The following is a 16,992-nucleotide window of genomic DNA, read 5'->3' on the forward strand; positions in this document are numbered from 1 at the left end:
TATGAGTTTCCCATTCAGGATTTCTATTTATTTACTGATTCTTATTGTCCCACTTTTTTATCGTTGGAAGTGGAATGATAATTCAGTATTTGTATCTAGTGATCCGCAGATAAAATACTATCAGGTAATTCATAATCTTGAAGGTGGGAAAGCCGAAGAATGTTTTTTTCCTGCCAGTAAATTGGGTTTCGATATTTCTATGATCCCTTTTGGGTATCCATGGGCATTCTTTCTAAAAAACGGAGAATGTGTATTTCAATATCCGGTATTATTTACATGGATTCAGAAACTTTTCATTAGCTTTAGTTCCGTTCGTTGGATCACATATCTCCCGATTTTATTTTTCTTTTTTAACTTTTTGTTGTTAGATCGGATTTTAAAACTTTATGAGAGTAGGGGTGGTGTTCTACTAATTTCAGTTCTACTCATTCAATGTATGACACCTATCTTTTTGTCTTCATTGGATTATTCTGAACTGACTTTAACCAATTTCTTTTTTCTTTCTGCAATCCTTTCTTTTTTAGAGTTTCAAAGGGAAAAACAGTTCCGTTATGGAATTCTTCTCGCAGTTTCGATTGTATTTAATTTTCAACTGAGACCAGAATCGACGATTGCCTTATTTTTTTTCCTAGGTTTGGCCTTTGGGTTTGGAAAGAATCACTGGCAGTTGACCAAGAACCTAATTCCTTATGTTTTTCTTTGTGTCGTATTGCAGTTGTTATTCTTCGTTTGGAATCAGAATGTATATGGCCATATTCTTGGGATGCGAGGATTGAATACGGTAACAGATATGGAATCGGGACTCAAAAGGGATCTAACAAACGAATGGTTGGCTGATCTTTGGGGAAATGATTTTAAAATAGGAATTTTTAAAGGATATCCAATCCTGTTTTTGTCTATTGTTGCTACTTGGTGGGATAAAAAATCAGAAATTCGTCCTTTTTTATTTTCAGGACTATTGTTTGTGATTTTGTTACCGATTTTATCACCTTATCGTGCAGGTGTTGATATTTTTGGAATGCGCTATTTTGAAAGTGGAATCTATCTTCTCATGATTGGTTCCTTTCTTTCATTAGCCAAAAAATCTAAAAACTATTTATTCATTCTAATTTTGTTACCATTTTTATATTTCTCTTATAAGTCAGATACCAGAGCAATCAAACAATGGACCTCCTCATCTAAGTTATACCATCAAATGATAGATGAAATAAATAAAATTCAACCGGATCTAATTGTACAACGCGGTTTGTCTTTGTCTTACTTAGTAGGAAACAGTTATATTGAATACCCTCAAATTGCCGTTTATTCCAATGAGGATTGGTATAAAGTAGAAACAGTTTTGGGAACTAAGAAACTACGGGTTTTATACTTACAATGGGAAGGTAATCATTTGGTGAGTAATGAATTTCCTGCTCATATTTGGAAAGAGAAGTTTGATGTTAATTTTACGCTAAATCCAAAACTATATAAAATTGAATCAGAGCATAAATTAGCGCATTTTAAAGGTTATCTTTTGGAACAAAGAAAATGAATACAAATCGATTCTTTTTCATTTTGGTCGCCGCTGTTTTAGATACACTTTCTAACAAAGATAATACTGAATTTAGGTTAACCTTCTGGGGGAAAATGTGAATCAGCTGCGAAATAAAATATTAGAATTTAAATTTGAAATTGGAATTTTATTATCTTTTATTGTTGGGGTCGTTCTGCGTTTTCATAAACTAAATCGACAAAGTTTATGGGGAGATGAACTTTACTCTGTTTATGCTTCTTCACTTATGAATTGGTCGGATTTTTGGGCATATCTTGCGGAAGATCCTCATCCACCTCTGTTTCAAATTTTACTTTCTTTTTGGATTCGACTTTTACCCGATTTTACTGAATTCTCCGTAAAATTGTTTCCTGTTGCCATATCCGTTGTTAATCTAATTTTTCTTTGGATCCTAACTAAATCTTGGGCCAAACCAAAACGATTTTTGTTTTTGTTTTTGATTTCGTTTTCCCCAGGTGCCATCTATTATTCGCAAGAGTTGAGATCATATTCATTGTTGTTATGTTTGTCTTCTATGATTGTGGTTCTTTTTGCAAATCTTGATTTAGAAGCGCATAAACGAATTCGTTTATTTTCTTTAATGCTTCTATCCGTTCTTATTTCCTACGTTCATTTGTTTGGATTTATTTTTGTTGGTAGTTTGTATTTTATCTTTTGGCTTAGGTTTGTTTTAAAACGTTTTGTTGAAGCAAAATTGGTTTTTTTACTTGGAGCCTTTAGTTTTTTAGCATTCCTCCCTTTTTTATATACACTTGGCAGTGGAACCAAAATTGCGACTGCTAGCTGGATTGATCCACCCGGTTCGATATTGTATATAGCTTATTATTCTTTGTTTTTTTATACTTCAAAGAAATTTCTATATTTAACCGTCCTGGTGCCTATATTTGCACTTGTCTATTGGGTGGTTAAGGGAAATCAAATCACTTCAGAGGATGGTTCTGAAACTAAATACTCCTCTGGTAGAATTTTTTTATTGGTAGCTCTCTTTATTATCATTTCTACAAGTTTGTTTTCTCTATTCAAACCTATTGTTACAAATCGTAATTGGATTATCACCCTCCCTTTAATCTATTATTTTATCGCTGAAAATCTTGAGAAGGTTTTAGAGAAGTGGTACGTTCTTCCCGCTCTTATTTTACTCACAATATTTTCGTTAATTGATTTTAAGAAGAATTTCTATTTTGTATTTAAGGAAGATTGGCGAGGAGCTGCTCATTATGTTGCCAACCATTGTTCCGGTCCAATTGTTCTCATTGATTCATATCCTGAATTTCTCAGTTTGTATTTAAAATGGGAAGGGCATTCTGAGTTTTTACCAATCTTAACTGGTACAAATACAAAAATGGAACAATCTAAAGTTTGTGTTTTGAGACGTTTTATAGAAGGAAATGGTATTGGATTTCCTATAGACGCAAAAAATGAAAAAATGGGACAATCTGCATTCTATGGATTTACAGTAGAGGAGTACAAACTCACAAAGTAGAACCAGTTTTGTTTGTGAGCAATTGAATTTAAATTTTATGAAATATTATTTAGAAAAAAGAAAAAATCCAAATTTATTATCAATCATTATCCCTTGTTATAATGAGGAGTCCGCACTTCCCTTTCTGAAAGAAAGATTGGATCAACTGTTGAAACTTCTTCCAGTCAAAACAGAAATTATTTTTGTGAATGATGGTAGTACGGACGATTCTATTTTTCAGTTAGTTTCCTGGTCGGAAACGGATCCCCGTGTCCAAGTGGTTAGCCTTTCTCGAAATTTTGGTCACCAAATCGCTGTTACAGCCGGAATGGATTATGCCAAAGGTGAAGCTGTTGTCATCATGGATGCAGATTTACAGGATCCACCTGAAGTCATTTTAGAAATGCTCTCTAAATATAGAGACGGGTACGATGTTGTTTACGGACAAAGATTGGCACGTTCCGGTGAGTCGCTCTTTAAGAAAACAACCGCATGGGCTTTCTATCGAATTATGAAAATTTTGGTTCATAAAGACCTACCACTAGATTCGGGTGATTTCCGACTAATTTCTAGAAGGTGTTTGGATGCATTGAATGGACTGCGTGAAAATCACAGATTCCTTCGGGGGATGAATGCTTGGATAGGATTCCCTCAGGCTCCCGTGTTTTATAATCGGGATCCACGAGTGGCTGGGGAAACGAAGTATCCATTACGAAAGATGTTAAAACTTGCGATGAATGCTGCCGTTTCTTTTTCCCCCTTACCGTTGCGGTTTAGTTTAGGTCTTGGGATCATTGTGGCTATCATTGGATTTGCTGTGGGAGTTTATGCTTTGTTTCGGGCTTTCCAACATTTTATTTTGCAAATGCCTATTGTTTACAATCCGGGATGGGCTACTATTGTGACTTTGATCTGTTTGATTGGTGGGTCTATACTGATTTCGATTGGAATTCTGGGTGAATACATTGCTCGGATCTTTGAGGAATCAAAGGGAAGACCTCTGTATGTCGTTGAATTTGTGAAAAACGGCGCTATTAAAAAGAAAAAATAGTTTTTATTAACTATACTTAATTTTTACAAAATCTGTATCCGATCCAACTTTTTTCTTCATAAGTATTACATTCGAATCCCTCTTCCTGTAATACTCTGGTGAAGAGATCGGAGTTTAACTCCACCGAACGTTTTGTATGCATAAAAGCGTTTGGAGTCGTTTTCGAAAAATCGAATATATAAATATTTTTTAAATTTTCTTTTTTAATTCTCGAAAAAAGTGATCTTCTGCTATTTTCATTTTCAAACTCTGAGAAGGAAATACTAGGCTGAGTTAATAACGATAATCCAGCCGTTCCACTTAAATTAGTATCATAAAAAATCCATAAATCAGATTGTAAAGATTCGTAATTCAGGTTTGTCTTTCGTATCATTTTAAAACTTTCTTTGGATACTTTAAGAAAAAATAAGTTGATGATAATAGAAAATAATATTAAAGACAAAAAAACTTTTTTTGTTTTTAAATTTTTCCATTGATTGGTGATCAAAAAAATCCCTGGAATTATTGTCAATAATACATACCTACTTGTGATTGTGACACCATCATTAGGAGCACTGAGTCCAACGATGATAGGATAAAGAATTAAAATTGTGAGATGGTAGTTTGTTGTATCTAAAACATTGAAATTTCGAAATTGATTTCTGTAAAAATATAAAACATATAAAAAGTAGGGTGAATATAGAAAAAAACCAACCTTTAGTCCAGGTTCTGAAAATGAAGTGAATAGTATTTTTTGTAATTGATAGAGATGAGAACCGCTCGGATTGTTTTGTAAGATTGAATAATTGTAAAAGTATCTGATTCCTAAAAAATGCCCGTATTCAAAATGATTCCAAAGAAAAAAACTTAGAACTGGAATTACGAATCCAAAAGTAATGTAAATCAATCCAGAATATTTTTTTTGGAAATAAAGCAAGGGAATCGAAATCGCATAAACTAAACCCGAAAGTATCAATATTTCTGATCGTAAAAAACTTCCTAAAACCATTAAAAAGATAGCGATTGCGATGCTTACTGAATTTTTTTCTTTGAGACCTCGTGACCAAAGTGAATAAGAAAAGGAAATCCAAAAAATGGTTAGAGGGACTTCTGAGATGTCTAGGACTTGTGAAAATACTACGGATGATATAAAAATTAATAGAGAAATTTCAACTGGAACCTTTCCAATTTTGTAGAGGCAATAAGCAGAAAGTAGCAGAAATATAACATTTGTGAACATGATCCATTGGATTGGGAGGAAGAAAAAAAGTTTCGCATACGTTTCGGCAAATGCTTCCGAAAATACAGATTTCAATTTGCCTTGGTTCGGGATTACAAAAAGAACCGGATGCATACTTTTTTCTGGGTCGATTGATTCAGCTGGATATAGGATAGAGTCTTGGAATTTTTTTGCAGATTCGATTTGTATTGATTTGGCTAGGGAGTCAGAAATAAAACTAGTTTTTGCTGAGATAAAAACCTGAACGCCTATAAAAAAAACTCCAAAAATTAGGAGATAGACCAATGGTTTTGTATTTTGTATTTTGTTTTTCACTGAAAACAATCTCCCACTAATCTCAAATTTCTTTAAAATATAAAATGAAAGTTAGATTCCGTCATGTCAAGTTTTTTAGCCTTTCCCCTGGCGCTATTGGGATTAGTCGTTTCTTCCTTTTGATTAGAGGCTAATGTTTGTTTTATGATTCTATTTTGCATAGAAAGTCCCAATCCAAACGCGATAGTTTTGTCGATCCAGAATTTGAAAATGTTCGGTTGTCGATTGCATCTGATTTTCTAATCGATTGGTGTCCCAATCCGAAATGCGATAACCTGATTTGCGTTTGTCTTCATTGACGGCATCTTTTATTTCTTTTGAAAATAAATCTGGATTCCAGGCGACGAAAGCGATTTTCTGATTTGGATATAGGTTTTTCGTTTTTTCTAGTAGATTGGTATTCGAATCAGATGTATACGAAACGATTACAGTATGTTTGAAATAGTAGATACCACTAGTGTAAAAATTTAGGTAATCTTGAAATACGAGTATGTCTGGTTTTGTTTCGTTTAGGATAGATACAAACTTTTTGACTAGATTGGTTTTGGTCTTTTGGATCTTGGCACCGACTATACCCATCGAAAACGAAAACAAACCAAAAGTTATCAATAAAAGGAAAAGAATCTTTTTCTTTTTTTTGTAAAAATAAACCAGGAGTGGTTTGAGCAAATAAAAGTAGGGGAATATTAAAATTGTATAAAATCTTGGCCCCCAATTATTGAAACCATCGTTGGGTGCAATCCAGGGGATGATGAGTAAAGTTCCTGTTGTTGCTACAAGGATTGATTTTTTAGCATCGGATATTTTGCAAATTCTGATCCAATAAAAAATCAAAACAAAAAATGCTAACGGGATATACCCAAAAAAGCCAATTTTAAAATCGGAAAAAAATAAAAGACTGCGAAACCATAATAACCTATCAGTAAAAGAGGCGGCGAACCCCGCGGTATTTGCTATGTAACGTGTTCCTAGAAAATGTCCATATAACCATTGATTGATGCTTAGATGGACTAGCAAAAACGTCAAAATGGATAAATAAAAAATAAGATATTCTTTGAAATAGTTACCAAATTTTTGGATTTTGTTTCTTTTCAAATAGAAGAAAAAATGGGCAGAAAAGAATAAACCCAGAAATGGCAAAGTATCCAAACGAACAACGATAACCCAAGCTAGAGCCATCCCCGATAATATATTAGTTTGATTCGAACTGTTCTTTCTAAGTATGGGAATGAGTCCATAAATGGAAAAGGCAAATATGGCAGGAAGTTCGGAATATTCCCAACTCAATGGCCAAAGAAAAGTTGTGAAATAAATTAAAAAGAGAAAAGGCAAAGGAAAATTAAATTTTTTATATAAGATCAAAAAACCAATGCCTAAAAATACAAAGGAAGTATAGGGCAAAAAGTCGATCGGCAAAAAGGAAAGAAAGGGGGCTAAAACATAAGCGAACTGTATTGGGAAAGCACTCACTAATTTTTCTTTAAATTGGATGTGTAAATTGTTTGTTAGATGAAAGAACTCCAGATTGGAATCAAAAGACTTCGCTGGATAATACAAATCATCTGATAAAAAATGATTTTTCCAAACTGAAAATGTTTGCACTGCTTTGTCATGACTATCTTGGAAAAGAGAGAATCTTGGTTGAGTATATTCAATCGAATAAAAAACTGATAAAATAAAAAAAATCCAAAGGATCCAGTTTTTAATTTTGGCTTTTTTCATTTAAGTGAAATTTCCTCTTACCAATTAACAATTCAAAACGTTCTAGATGAATTATAGATTGCATTCTTATGATTTATCAAGACATATTGCCAATATCGTACCAATATGAAAGAATATTTTATAGAAATCTTTAAGAAAAATAAAAAGGAAATAAATGAACTGTATGGAATCCGTGCACTCAGTTGTTATTTCGTAATTCTATTTCATTGTTTTGCATTTTCTTTGGAGTCTTTCCCTAGTCATTATGCTCCTTATTTATCCAATGCACAAAATGTTGAGTTTTTGATGAGTTTGTTTTTTGTGATTAGTTCCTTTTTGGTATCCACATCATTTTCAAGGGAATTGGAGCGTGCTAGTTTTTTAGAGAGTTGGAAAAACTTTGTGATCAAACGTAGTTTGCGAATCTTTCCAGCATTCTATGTGATTCTTTCTGTTACCATTATCATTATGGCTGGTTTATTAAAGAAAAGCCAAGGAATGGATGGTGTTTCTTCATTTGCCGACGGACTCATCGGTTTAAAATTCAAACTTTCCTTTTGGTGGACAGATTTTGCTTATATTTCTAATTATTTTCCAAATCGGATTTTGGTTCATGGCTGGTCACTATCCATGGAAGAGCAGTTCTATCTAGCAATGCCGATTGTGTTTTTATTTTACACCAAAGTTTTAAAAACAAGAAACCAAAAGTATCTTTTCCTAATTTTTCTTTTGCTAGTCCCAAATTTCATTCGTTACCATTACTTTTTAAATGTTTCCATGGATTCGTTTGAAACTTATGTACAAACATTGTTTCATCCAATCCATACACATTTTGAACCTTTTGTTTATGGTATTTTGCTTATGGAACTTTGGAGGGCGGGAAAAGTCTCAATAGAATTGCCTGGTGCAAAAATTAGCTTTTATATAGTTTTTCTGCTTCTGTTTTCTGTTTTTTGTTTCCTATGCACATTAGAGTTTGCGGAAGCAAAACAGTATTTTGTTATCTATCGAATTAGTTTTTATTCATTTTTTGCCTTTGTGATTGTTTTTGGTGCAGTAGGTGGGTTCTTTTCAAAGATTTCTTGGTTTTTGGCAAATCCCTTACTCGTGTTTGTTGGAAAATTGAGTTATGGAATTTATTTGGTACATATGTTAGTGAATACTACAGTGATGCTAGTTGTTTTGGATCATAAAATCCCTACGAACAATGACCTAGGAAGATTATTAAAAGCATCCTTGATTAGTTTGGTCATCTCAACTTTTATTGCACTTCTCAGTTACTTAATCATAGAAAAACCATTTTTAAAAATTCGAGAGTGGACTCAGGCGAGATTCGATATTTCGACAAATAGTTTTTATTATGTGAAAGGAAATTCGAAAGAAAGGATTTTGGTTTCTTTGTTTTTAACCCTGCTTTCCTTTTTCCCATACATAGTAGTGAAACAATTGATCGCCGTTGATTTTATTCCAGGAGGACTGGCATCGTCTTTTTTACTTTCACTTTGTCTAATCATTCCTATTGTTATGAATGTGATCAGTTTGATTGTGAAAAAGAAGTTATTTTTCTATTTTTATCTAAGTCGTTTCCAAGATTAATTGGTTTTCTATTTTTTAGACCAATCGCCTGGACTGGTCTAAAAATGTTTTTATGATTGGAAGGCTGAGATAAGGCCTTCCTTTACTTTTTGTTTTGTCCCTTCTGCTGATTTAGGTATTGTTAATTCTTCTAATAGTTTTAATAAAAATCCCTCATCCACTAGTTTCCCTTCTAAAATCTTCCCAATCATTCCCGCCACTATCGTTAGAATCTGTTCGATATTCAAATATCCTTCTGATTCCAAAATCAACGCCATTCCCATTGCTCCCTCAGTCCCGTAGAATGCTTTTTCCTTTGCAAAAACTGAGTCATACATTCCCGCTGGCAACGCATCCTTAACTTTTTCACGCATATCGACTTCACTCGGGCCGTGACCCGTTCGGTTGATTAAACTCAAAGAAACGGGGTTTATGGTTCCATGAATTCGATGAATTTCTTCCGCAAGGAGGCGAATTTTTTTGGCCGCATCTCTTGTGATCGCATCACGACCAAGAAAATTGAGTTTGTATAAATATTCTTCTAATTCATCACCAGAAAGTTTTCCCATACAGATGATTTGGTAGAGAGTGAAGATCATATAATCGGATTCGGTATTGTCTCCGAGTAAAATTTCTTTTGCTTCGGTAGGAAGGTAAATGCGGTCATAAAGGAGGATCGAAAGTTTATAGGACATTTGATCGAAGAGACTTTGATAAGATGCTCCTAAGAATTTTTTTGTCCTAGACCAGGCAGGCCTAAATCCATTCTGCAAAAATTCGATAGGGTTAAAGATCGTTCCAAGAACTTTATCAAAAACACCTTTGATGGTGCCTTCTAAATATTTTAAATGTAAGGATTCTGTTTGGATTCCATCTTTGGCAATCGTGGCAAGCATGGTTCTACGAAAGAAGTGTGGGCTAGCGGAAATAAAAGCCAAAGGTGCATTGGATAGGGAAGTGCGAAGTTCTCGGTAAAGTTCCGGCATTCCTGGTAGCGCCTGTTTCTGGTTAGGTGTTTCGAAGACAGCAGTAAACTTTCCTTTTCCGGAGTGGATGTCTGTCGCCAAATACGTTTGGTCAATATCGGAGGTAACCACCATCCCTTTGTAATCTTCCGAAAGAATTCGCAGTTTCCCTTTTCCAACGATCGTAGTTTTTCCTAAAATAGAATCTTCTGTTGAATTGAGATGTGCTAAATCTTTAGAGTATTGGCGAAAACTATCCAATCCTTCCAATACCACTTGGAAGTCGTGAAATCCTACCGGAAGTTTGTCTCTGATTTCACAGGAAAAAAAACCATCTTCATCAGCTTTGATTTTTCCCGATGTGTAAATTTTATTTCCACCTACATCATACACTTCTAATTTTAATACTGGTTTTCGAACCGGAGCCAAAGAGAAATCTAGAAATGGAGTGATTTTAGTTTCTTCTCCAATAAAAAGTCCGGTCATCAAATCCCATAGGCCTTCTGCCTTCATGAGATCCGTAATCCCTACATCCACCACTTGCCCGCGCACATAAGAACGCCTCTCTCTTCCTAAAGATCCTCCGCAGACTGCAATTCTTTTGATATCGGTAATGATTGGTTGTGTGGTATTTGGTTCTTGGGACATAGAATTTATGCCCTTAAGAGTCTAAGAAAACAAGGAGCCGTCCATTCCTTTTTATGGTATCACTACGATCTACGAATGATTTTGTCCAACTTTTGCAAAAAGAAGGAGAACTCCAGGTATTTTCCGAACCAGTTGATCCCTATCTGGAACTGGCAGAGATCCAAAGGCAAGTGGTGGCCAAAAAAGGTCCAGCCCTCCTTTTTACCAATGTCAAAGGGACAAAGTTTCCCGTTGCCACCAATCTTTATGGTTCTGAGAAAAGAATCCATCTCGCCTTTGGTCCAAAACCTGTTGCGACCATCCAGCGTCTCGCCAAACTAGCAAAAGAGATTTTCCCTCCTCGGTTCTCTAAACTTTGGAAGGAACGTTCCCTTGGATTGTTACCCTTCCAAGTGGGTTTAAAACAGGTGAGAAAGGCTCCTGTTCTCTCTGGCGGCCTGATCACAACCTCAGAGTTACCCCAAGTGGTTTCTTGGCCCAAAGATGGAGGTGCCTTTGTTACCCTCCCTCTTGTTTACACACAACATCCAGAATCAGGGAATGGAAACCTGGGAATGTATCGGGTTCAACTTTTCCCGGACAAAACAGTGGGAATGCACATCCAAATCCATAGAGGAGGAGGTTTTCATTATTATGAAGCGGAAAAAAAGGGCGAGTCCCTTCCTGCTCATGTTTATATTGGTGGGCCGCCGGCACTGACCATTGCAGCGGTAGCTCCGCTTCCCGAAGAAATTCCTGAGCTTGTTTTTGCATCCTTTCTGATGGGAGAAAAACTCCGAATGAAAAAGGACAAATTGGTTTCCCCATATCCCATTGTTGCCGATGCAGACTTTGCTATCATTGGTTCTATCCCACCTAACTTAAGAAAACCGGAAGGTCCCTTTGGCGATCATTACGGATACTATTCCTTGTTACACGATTATCCTTATTTGGAACTATCTCATGTTCTACACAGAAAGGATGCCATTTGGGCGGCAACCGTTGTGGGAAGACCTCCCCAAGAAGATCATTACATTGCTGAATTTTTACAGGATTTACTTTCTCCAATGTTTCCACTTGTTATGCCACAGGTACTCGGTGTTTGGGCCTATGAAGAATCAGGTGTCCACTCTCTTGCTGCCGCAATTGTGAAGGAACGATATTTCCGAGAAGCCTTTATGGGTGCTTTAAGGATTTTAGGAGAGGGGCAGTTATCACTCACTAAATGTTTGCTCGTAACCAATGAACGAGTGAATCTAAAAAACTTTTCGGAAACATTTAAAGTCATCACAGAAAGGTGTGATCCGAGAACTGACTTTTTTATTTTTAGCCATATCAGTCAAGACACACTGGATTATACCAGTGGAACAGTAAACAAAGGTAGTAAACTTTTATGGATGGGGATCACGGAAGCAAATGCACCTATAAAGTTTCCAAACTTACCCAAAGAGTTTACGGGAACTTTCAAAGACAAAAGGTTTCAAAATCCAAAAGTGTTTTTACCAGGAGTTCTTGTCGTCAAAGGTTCTGCCTATACACAAAATGATCGTTTGGCGGAAAATTTACTTAGTGAAGATCTTGGTCGGTTCCATTATATTTTTCTTGTAGATGATTCCGAGGATGCAATCAAAACCGATTCCGATTTTATTTGGACTATGTTTACACGAATGGAACCAGCATCAGATGTTTATGCAAGAACAGAAACCAAACAGAATCATATTGCATATCAAGTTCCAATTGTTTTTGATTGTCGAATGAAACCTTGGATTCCTGAAGTTCTCGTTCCCCTTCCTGAAACAGTCAAACAGGTGAATGAAAAATTTGGAAAGATCATAGATGCGATTGGATAGGGAAATATTTGTTTTTCTTACCCGATAACAAAAAAGTTTATAGAAAGAAACCTTGGATATAAAAAACTAAAACGAAACAAATGGCAAAAAAACTCACTCTCGTCACTGGAGGCGCAGGCCTCATTGGTTCTCAAATCATCGAAGACTTAAATCACAATGGTAATACCGATATTTTGGTAGTGGATCATTTGGGGACAACGGAGAAATGGAAAAACCTCCAAAGGAATTTTTTTAAGGACTATTATGAGAAAGATCAATTTGAATCTTTTCTCGATTCTGGAAGTTCCCTCTTAAATGAAATTTCTGAAATTTACCATTTGGGTGCTTGTTCTGCTACAACAGAAAAAGACGCCAGTTATCTAATGCACAATAACTTCCATTATACGAAGAAGTTGGCTGAGTTTGCCGTCGCAAAAAACATTCCTTTTCTTTATGCTTCCAGTGCCGCAACCTATGGGGAAGGTGAATTTGGGTACAATGACAATGCCCCAATCGAAAATCTCAAACCCCTAAATATGTATGGGTATTCCAAACAACTGTTCGATCTATATGCCAAAAAGGTAGGGATCGCCGACAAACTCGTTGGACTCAAATACTTCAATGTTTTTGGGTATGGGGAAGCTCATAAGGGAGAAATGCGGAGCCTAGTTTTAAAAGGTTACGAACAAATCAGAGAAACAGGAAAATTAAAATTATTCAAGTCTTACAAACCGGAATACAAAGACGGCGAACAGAAAAGAGATTTCCTCTATGTAAAAGACGCGAGCAAAATCAGTATCTATCTACTTTCTGAACGAAAGTACGGATTGTACAATGTAGGGCGAGGGGTTGCTGAAACCTGGAACGATTTAGCGAACGCTCTGTTCGCATCTATGGACAAACCAGTCAATATTGAATACGTGGAAATGCCCGAATCTTTAAAGGGAAAATACCAATACTATACCTGTGCGGAAATGGAAAAGATCCAAAAAACAGGATATCCCTTTGGTTACACGAACCTCAGGGATGCAGTGGCAGAATACATTCGTTTTCTATTAGCAGAAACGAAGTAATGTTTATTTTTTATACACTTTTACGATAGTTTGGATCAGATCCTTGAATTTAGGATCTTTCAAACTATAGAAAACTTGGTTAGATGATTTACGAGACTCTAATATCCCGTTGTTTTTCATCTTACTTAGGTGTTGGGATGCAGCCGATTGGCTAGTTCCTAACAATTCAACAAGCTGACCTACCGTTTTTTCTTCTTTAGCCAGGGTATAAAGAATCAATAAACGGATAGGGTGGGCGATCCCTTGGATCCCTTTAATCGCTTGTTCCAATTGTTGTTTTGTGAGTTCTGTTTTTATTTTCATCAGTAAGAATTCCGTTATATCCTTATGACGAATCTATCCTCTATTTACCTACGAAATTTTTTTCGTTTGTAAAAAAAATGACAAAATTAGGAAAGAGAAGGTCTGCCCTCGTGAGGTTTTCCCGAGAGCAGGGAAGAGATTAATCGAAGTTAGATTCGAACTCCACCGGAAATTTCTAGCACGACTCCTGTCACCAAATCATTAGAAATAATAAACTCAGCGGTAGATGCAATTTCATCTGGTTCTCCAAGCCTTCCCACGGGGATGATGGATTTCCATTTTTCTAATGCTTCCGGATTCATGTCTTTTAGAACCATTTCCGTTCCAATAAACCCAGGTGCAATCCCTGCTACCCGGATTCCAAACTTAGCAAGTTCCTTTGACCAAGTCACAGTCATTGCCGCAACACCGGCTTTTGCAGCGCTATAATTCGTTTGGCCTGAATTCCCATGCATAGCGATGGAGGCAATGGGGATGATCACTCCCTTCTTTTGTTCCACCATCTTTGCTGCTGCTTCGCGTGCGGTAAGAAACACACCCGTTAAGTTTACGTCAATGACCGATTGCCACTGGTCGATTCCCATTTTGCCTTTTACTTTGCCCGTTTCTTTGTCCACACGAATGAGGAGACCATCACGTAGGATTCCTGCGTTCAAAATGGCCACGTCCAAACTCCCTTGGAAAGCTGCTGCTTCTTCGATGAGACGGATGCTGTCTTCTTCTTTGGCAACATTAGCAACAATGCCAGTTGTTTTGATTCCTTCTTTTTGAAAGAGAGCTACGGTTTCGTCCAATTTGTCTTTTTGGATGTCTGAGAGAATGATATTGGCACCTGTCTTACCCAAACGGTAAGCCATTGCTTTTCCGAGGCCACCGGCAGATCCGGTGACGAGAATGTTTGCACCTTTTAATTCCATGTCCACCAGTTTCGAAAATGGCAAACGGACGGTCGATACAAATCTAAGAGAGTAGGGTCGGGGGAATCAAGAATTAAATTTCTGCTAGTTCTGCACTACGAAACGAAACATAATTGTCGTTAAATGGAATTTCCACCCGAGCTACGGTGCGGTCTCCATGAGTGATGATGCGAAATAGGTTAGGGTCGACCCCTTCGTTTTTGAGTAGGATCATAATGAGAGCGATTCCAAGTCCTGCACCTTCAGTATTGTCCATATTGTCCATATAGAATTCAGCAATGTCATTGTATCCCATGGACTTCTTCATTTTTTCTCGCATCCGAGCTTCTTCGGTTTTGATGACAGGCGTGTTGTTTGTCACTTCTACCAAAAGTCCGTCTAGGCAGTAATGGAATTTGATTTGCACGTAAACCCCACGAGCAAGGCAACGTTTTCCATATTCATCAGCCATTTTTTCTGAAAACTTTTTAGAATACTCTTTGATCCCTTGGAGGTAGTCACTTTCGTCGGTGATGTCCAAACCTTCGTCTTCAAAAAACACACGTTTTTGATTGGCTTTGATCCCGTTGATGGTAAGTTCTTTGGAGATTGTATAAAGCATCTCCACAAATTGAGATTGTCCCACTTCAGAAAGGATATTTGTGATGAGTCCTAAAACATATTGTTCCAGTTGGCGATTCATCCTTGAGGATCTTACGACAATTTTGGATTTTGCCTTTACCAAATCGGGGATTTTTGTTTCTAATTCTATAAAGGGTTTCGCCACGAATCATTCCTTAAAGTGGGGGACTTATCCCACATGGTTCTATTATCGAACCGAGAAATCCACAACTAAAATCTCAAGGGAAATTCACTGTTTTTCTTGTTTTTTTGCCATTTCTATGAAATAAACTCATTTTCCATTGACCAAAGAGCCTCATTTAAAATAGTGTAAAAAACCTAGCCTCGCTTGGAAACCCGCGCTTGGGTGGGAACGTTTTGCCCTCTTAGCTCAGTGGTAGAGCACTTCCATGGTAAGGAAGGGGTCACCAGTTCAAGCCTGGTAGAGGGCTTGTTTTAGGGCTGTAGTTTAATGGTAGAACTAGGATCTCCAAAGTCCTTGGTGGGAGTTCGATTCTCTCCAGCCCTGCCAGACTGCAGAATTTATAGAATTAGAGAACAGGACAAGGATCAATGAAAGCTACGAGTTTCATTCAGGAATGTAAAGCAGAACTTGAAAAAGTACATTGGCCTACGCGCCAAGAAGTTGTGAGTTCTACCGTTGTAGTCCTAGTTACAGTATTTATCTTTTCCCTATTTTTATCAGCTTCGGATTTTGTATTCCTTAAGTTGTTAAAATGGTTCTGGGCATTAGGAACATAGGTAGGGAAGTGGGCGATTCTTTAGATAAAAAATGGTATGTGCTTCAAACTTATTCCGGTCACGAGAATAAGGTGAAGACAAACATTGAAAAGATGGTCCAACAACAAAAGCTGGAAGACCAAATCTTCGCGGTAAAAATTCCTTCAATGGAAGTTGCCGAAATGAAAAACGGCAAAAAGAAGGTCACAAAGAAAAAACTCATGCCGGGTTATGTTCTCGTTGAGATGAACATGACCGATGACCTTCGATTTAAAATCCAGAACTTACCTTCTGTGTCTACGTTTGTAGGCGGAAAAGGAAAAGGTCCGGAGCCACTTTCACTGGATGAGATCAAAAATCTCTTCAGCGATGTGGGAAGTGTGGAATCGGAAGAAGTTTCGAGACCTCGTTTCCTATTCAAAGTGGGCGAAACATTGAAAATTATAGATGGTCCGTTTGCTAATTTCACAGGTCTTGTGGATGAAATTTTCCCTGATAAGGGAAGACTCCGCGTTCGTGTAGAAATTTTCGGAAGATCCACTCCTGTGGAGTTGGATTACCTCCAAGTAAAATCGGAACAATAGAACTGATAGATTGACTTTTAGTAAGGAACTTGAAACGAGATGGCTGCAAAGAAAGTAGTAAAACAAATTAAACTCCAAGTGGAAGCAGGGAAAGCAAACCCAGCTCCTCCAGTAGGTCCCGCTCTTGGTCAAGCCGGACTCAATATCATGGAATTCTGTAAACAGTTCAATGAGAGATCCAAAACTCAAATGGGACTCAAACTCCCAGTAGTAATCACTGTTTATTCTGACAGAAGTTTTACATTCGTAACTAAATCTCCTCCAGCAGCTCTTCTTGTCATGAAGGCGCTTGGCTTACAAGGTGGATCTGCCACTCCACACACTGTAAAAGTGGGAACTATCAAACGAGCTCAACTAGAAGAAATTGCAAAAACTAAGATGGAAGACCTAAACGCGAACGATATGGATGCAGCAGTGAACATCATTGCTGGAACTTGTCGTTCCATGGGTGTAAACGTCGAGTAATCATAGGAAACGG

15 protein-coding genes and 2 tRNA genes are annotated in these 16,992 nt (G+C 36.9%); 11 read left to right on the forward strand and 6 right to left on the reverse strand.

Annotated elements, in window-relative coordinates:
* The first annotated feature begins 1 nt into the window (after position 1).
* From EHQ70_RS01710 to EHQ70_RS01720, 3 genes are all read left to right on the forward strand, one after another.
* Positions 2–1,531 carry an LA_3751/LA_3752 family putative glycosyltransferase gene (locus EHQ70_RS01710; RefSeq protein ID WP_135583260.1) on the forward strand — a complete coding sequence of 510 codons (1,530 nt, stop codon included), beginning with the start codon at positions 2–4 and terminating at the stop codon, positions 1,529–1,531.
* A 97-nt stretch (positions 1,532–1,628) separates the two neighbouring features.
* Positions 1,629–3,035, forward strand: coding sequence for a dolichyl-phosphate-mannose--protein mannosyltransferase (locus tag EHQ70_RS01715; RefSeq protein ID WP_135583261.1), 1,407 nt, complete (start codon positions 1,629–1,631; stop codon positions 3,033–3,035).
* A gap of 37 nt (positions 3,036–3,072) precedes the next feature.
* Positions 3,073–4,065 (forward strand): glycosyltransferase family 2 protein, encoded by a 993-nt coding sequence (locus EHQ70_RS01720; RefSeq protein ID WP_135583262.1) that lies wholly within the window; start codon positions 3,073–3,075, stop codon positions 4,063–4,065.
* A 16-nt stretch (positions 4,066–4,081) separates the two neighbouring features.
* Here EHQ70_RS01720 and EHQ70_RS01725 read toward each other — a convergent pair whose 3' ends face one another.
* Together EHQ70_RS01725 and EHQ70_RS01730 are read right to left on the reverse strand one after the other, a co-directional pair.
* Complete coding sequence (locus EHQ70_RS01725; RefSeq protein ID WP_135583263.1) at positions 4,082–5,599, reverse strand: LA_3751/LA_3752 family putative glycosyltransferase; 1,518 nt, start codon at positions 5,597–5,599, stop codon at positions 4,082–4,084.
* A gap of 150 nt (positions 5,600–5,749) precedes the next feature.
* Complete coding sequence (locus tag EHQ70_RS01730) at positions 5,750–7,321, reverse strand: LA_3751/LA_3752 family putative glycosyltransferase (RefSeq protein WP_135583264.1); 1,572 nt, start codon at positions 7,319–7,321, stop codon at positions 5,750–5,752.
* 105 nt (positions 7,322–7,426) lie between these two features.
* On the opposite strand from EHQ70_RS01730, the gene EHQ70_RS01735 reads away from it, so the two are divergent.
* Positions 7,427–8,896: an acyltransferase family protein gene (locus tag EHQ70_RS01735; protein WP_135583265.1), complete on the forward strand. Its 1,470-nt coding sequence runs from the start codon at positions 7,427–7,429 to the stop codon at positions 8,894–8,896.
* Positions 8,897–8,946: 50 nt separating this feature from the next.
* Here EHQ70_RS01735 and EHQ70_RS01740 read toward each other — a convergent pair whose 3' ends face one another.
* Positions 8,947–10,488, reverse strand: coding sequence for a phosphatase domain-containing protein (locus EHQ70_RS01740; RefSeq protein WP_135583266.1), 1,542 nt, complete (start codon positions 10,486–10,488; stop codon positions 8,947–8,949).
* 53 nt (positions 10,489–10,541) lie between these two features.
* Here EHQ70_RS01740 and EHQ70_RS01745 point away from each other — a divergent pair, with 53 nt between their 5' ends.
* A complete protein-coding gene (locus tag EHQ70_RS01745; RefSeq protein ID WP_135583267.1) occupies positions 10,542–12,317 on the forward strand; it encodes a UbiD family decarboxylase in 1,776 nt (591 codons plus the stop codon).
* Positions 12,318–12,397: 80 nt separating this feature from the next.
* Complete coding sequence (rfaD, locus tag EHQ70_RS01750; RefSeq protein ID WP_135583268.1) at positions 12,398–13,369, forward strand: ADP-glyceromanno-heptose 6-epimerase; 972 nt, start codon at positions 12,398–12,400, stop codon at positions 13,367–13,369.
* A gap of 3 nt (positions 13,370–13,372) precedes the next feature.
* Here rfaD and EHQ70_RS01755 read toward each other — a convergent pair whose 3' ends face one another.
* The 3 genes from EHQ70_RS01755 to EHQ70_RS01765 form a co-directional block, all read right to left on the reverse strand.
* Positions 13,373–13,672, reverse strand: a complete 300-nt coding sequence (locus EHQ70_RS01755) for an ArsR/SmtB family transcription factor (RefSeq protein ID WP_100790775.1) — start codon at positions 13,670–13,672, stop codon at positions 13,373–13,375.
* 149 nt (positions 13,673–13,821) lie between these two features.
* A complete protein-coding gene (locus EHQ70_RS01760; RefSeq protein WP_135583269.1) occupies positions 13,822–14,589 on the reverse strand; it encodes an SDR family NAD(P)-dependent oxidoreductase in 768 nt (255 codons plus the stop codon).
* 73 nt (positions 14,590–14,662) lie between these two features.
* The gene (locus tag EHQ70_RS01765) at positions 14,663–15,355 is read right to left on the reverse strand and encodes a histidine kinase (protein ID WP_135583270.1); all 693 of its coding nucleotides are present in this window, start codon (positions 15,353–15,355) and stop codon (positions 14,663–14,665) included.
* Positions 15,356–15,569: 214 nt separating this feature from the next.
* Here EHQ70_RS01765 and EHQ70_RS01770 point away from each other — a divergent pair.
* The 5 genes from EHQ70_RS01770 (at position 15,570) to rplK (ending at position 16,979) form a co-directional block, all read left to right on the forward strand.
* Positions 15,570–15,641 (forward strand) — tRNA-Thr (locus tag EHQ70_RS01770).
* Positions 15,642–15,647: 6 nt separating this feature from the next.
* Positions 15,648–15,721: transfer RNA gene (locus EHQ70_RS01775), tRNA-Trp, on the forward strand.
* 41 nt (positions 15,722–15,762) lie between these two features.
* On the forward strand, positions 15,763–15,951 hold the full coding sequence (gene secE, locus EHQ70_RS01780; protein ID WP_002973751.1) for a preprotein translocase subunit SecE: 189 nt from the start codon (positions 15,763–15,765) through the stop codon (positions 15,949–15,951).
* Complete coding sequence (gene nusG, locus EHQ70_RS01785) at positions 15,927–16,514, forward strand: transcription termination/antitermination protein NusG (protein ID WP_051122343.1); 588 nt, start codon at positions 15,927–15,929, stop codon at positions 16,512–16,514. The genes secE and nusG overlap by 25 nt, the downstream gene beginning before the upstream one ends.
* A gap of 39 nt (positions 16,515–16,553) precedes the next feature.
* Positions 16,554–16,979, forward strand: coding sequence for a 50S ribosomal protein L11 (rplK, locus tag EHQ70_RS01790; protein ID WP_135580120.1), 426 nt, complete (start codon positions 16,554–16,556; stop codon positions 16,977–16,979).
* Positions 16,980–16,992 lie beyond the last annotated feature (13 nt).

The organism is Leptospira congkakensis (assembly GCF_004770265.1).
GTDB classification, from domain to species: domain Bacteria; phylum Spirochaetota; class Leptospiria; order Leptospirales; family Leptospiraceae; genus Leptospira_A; species Leptospira_A congkakensis.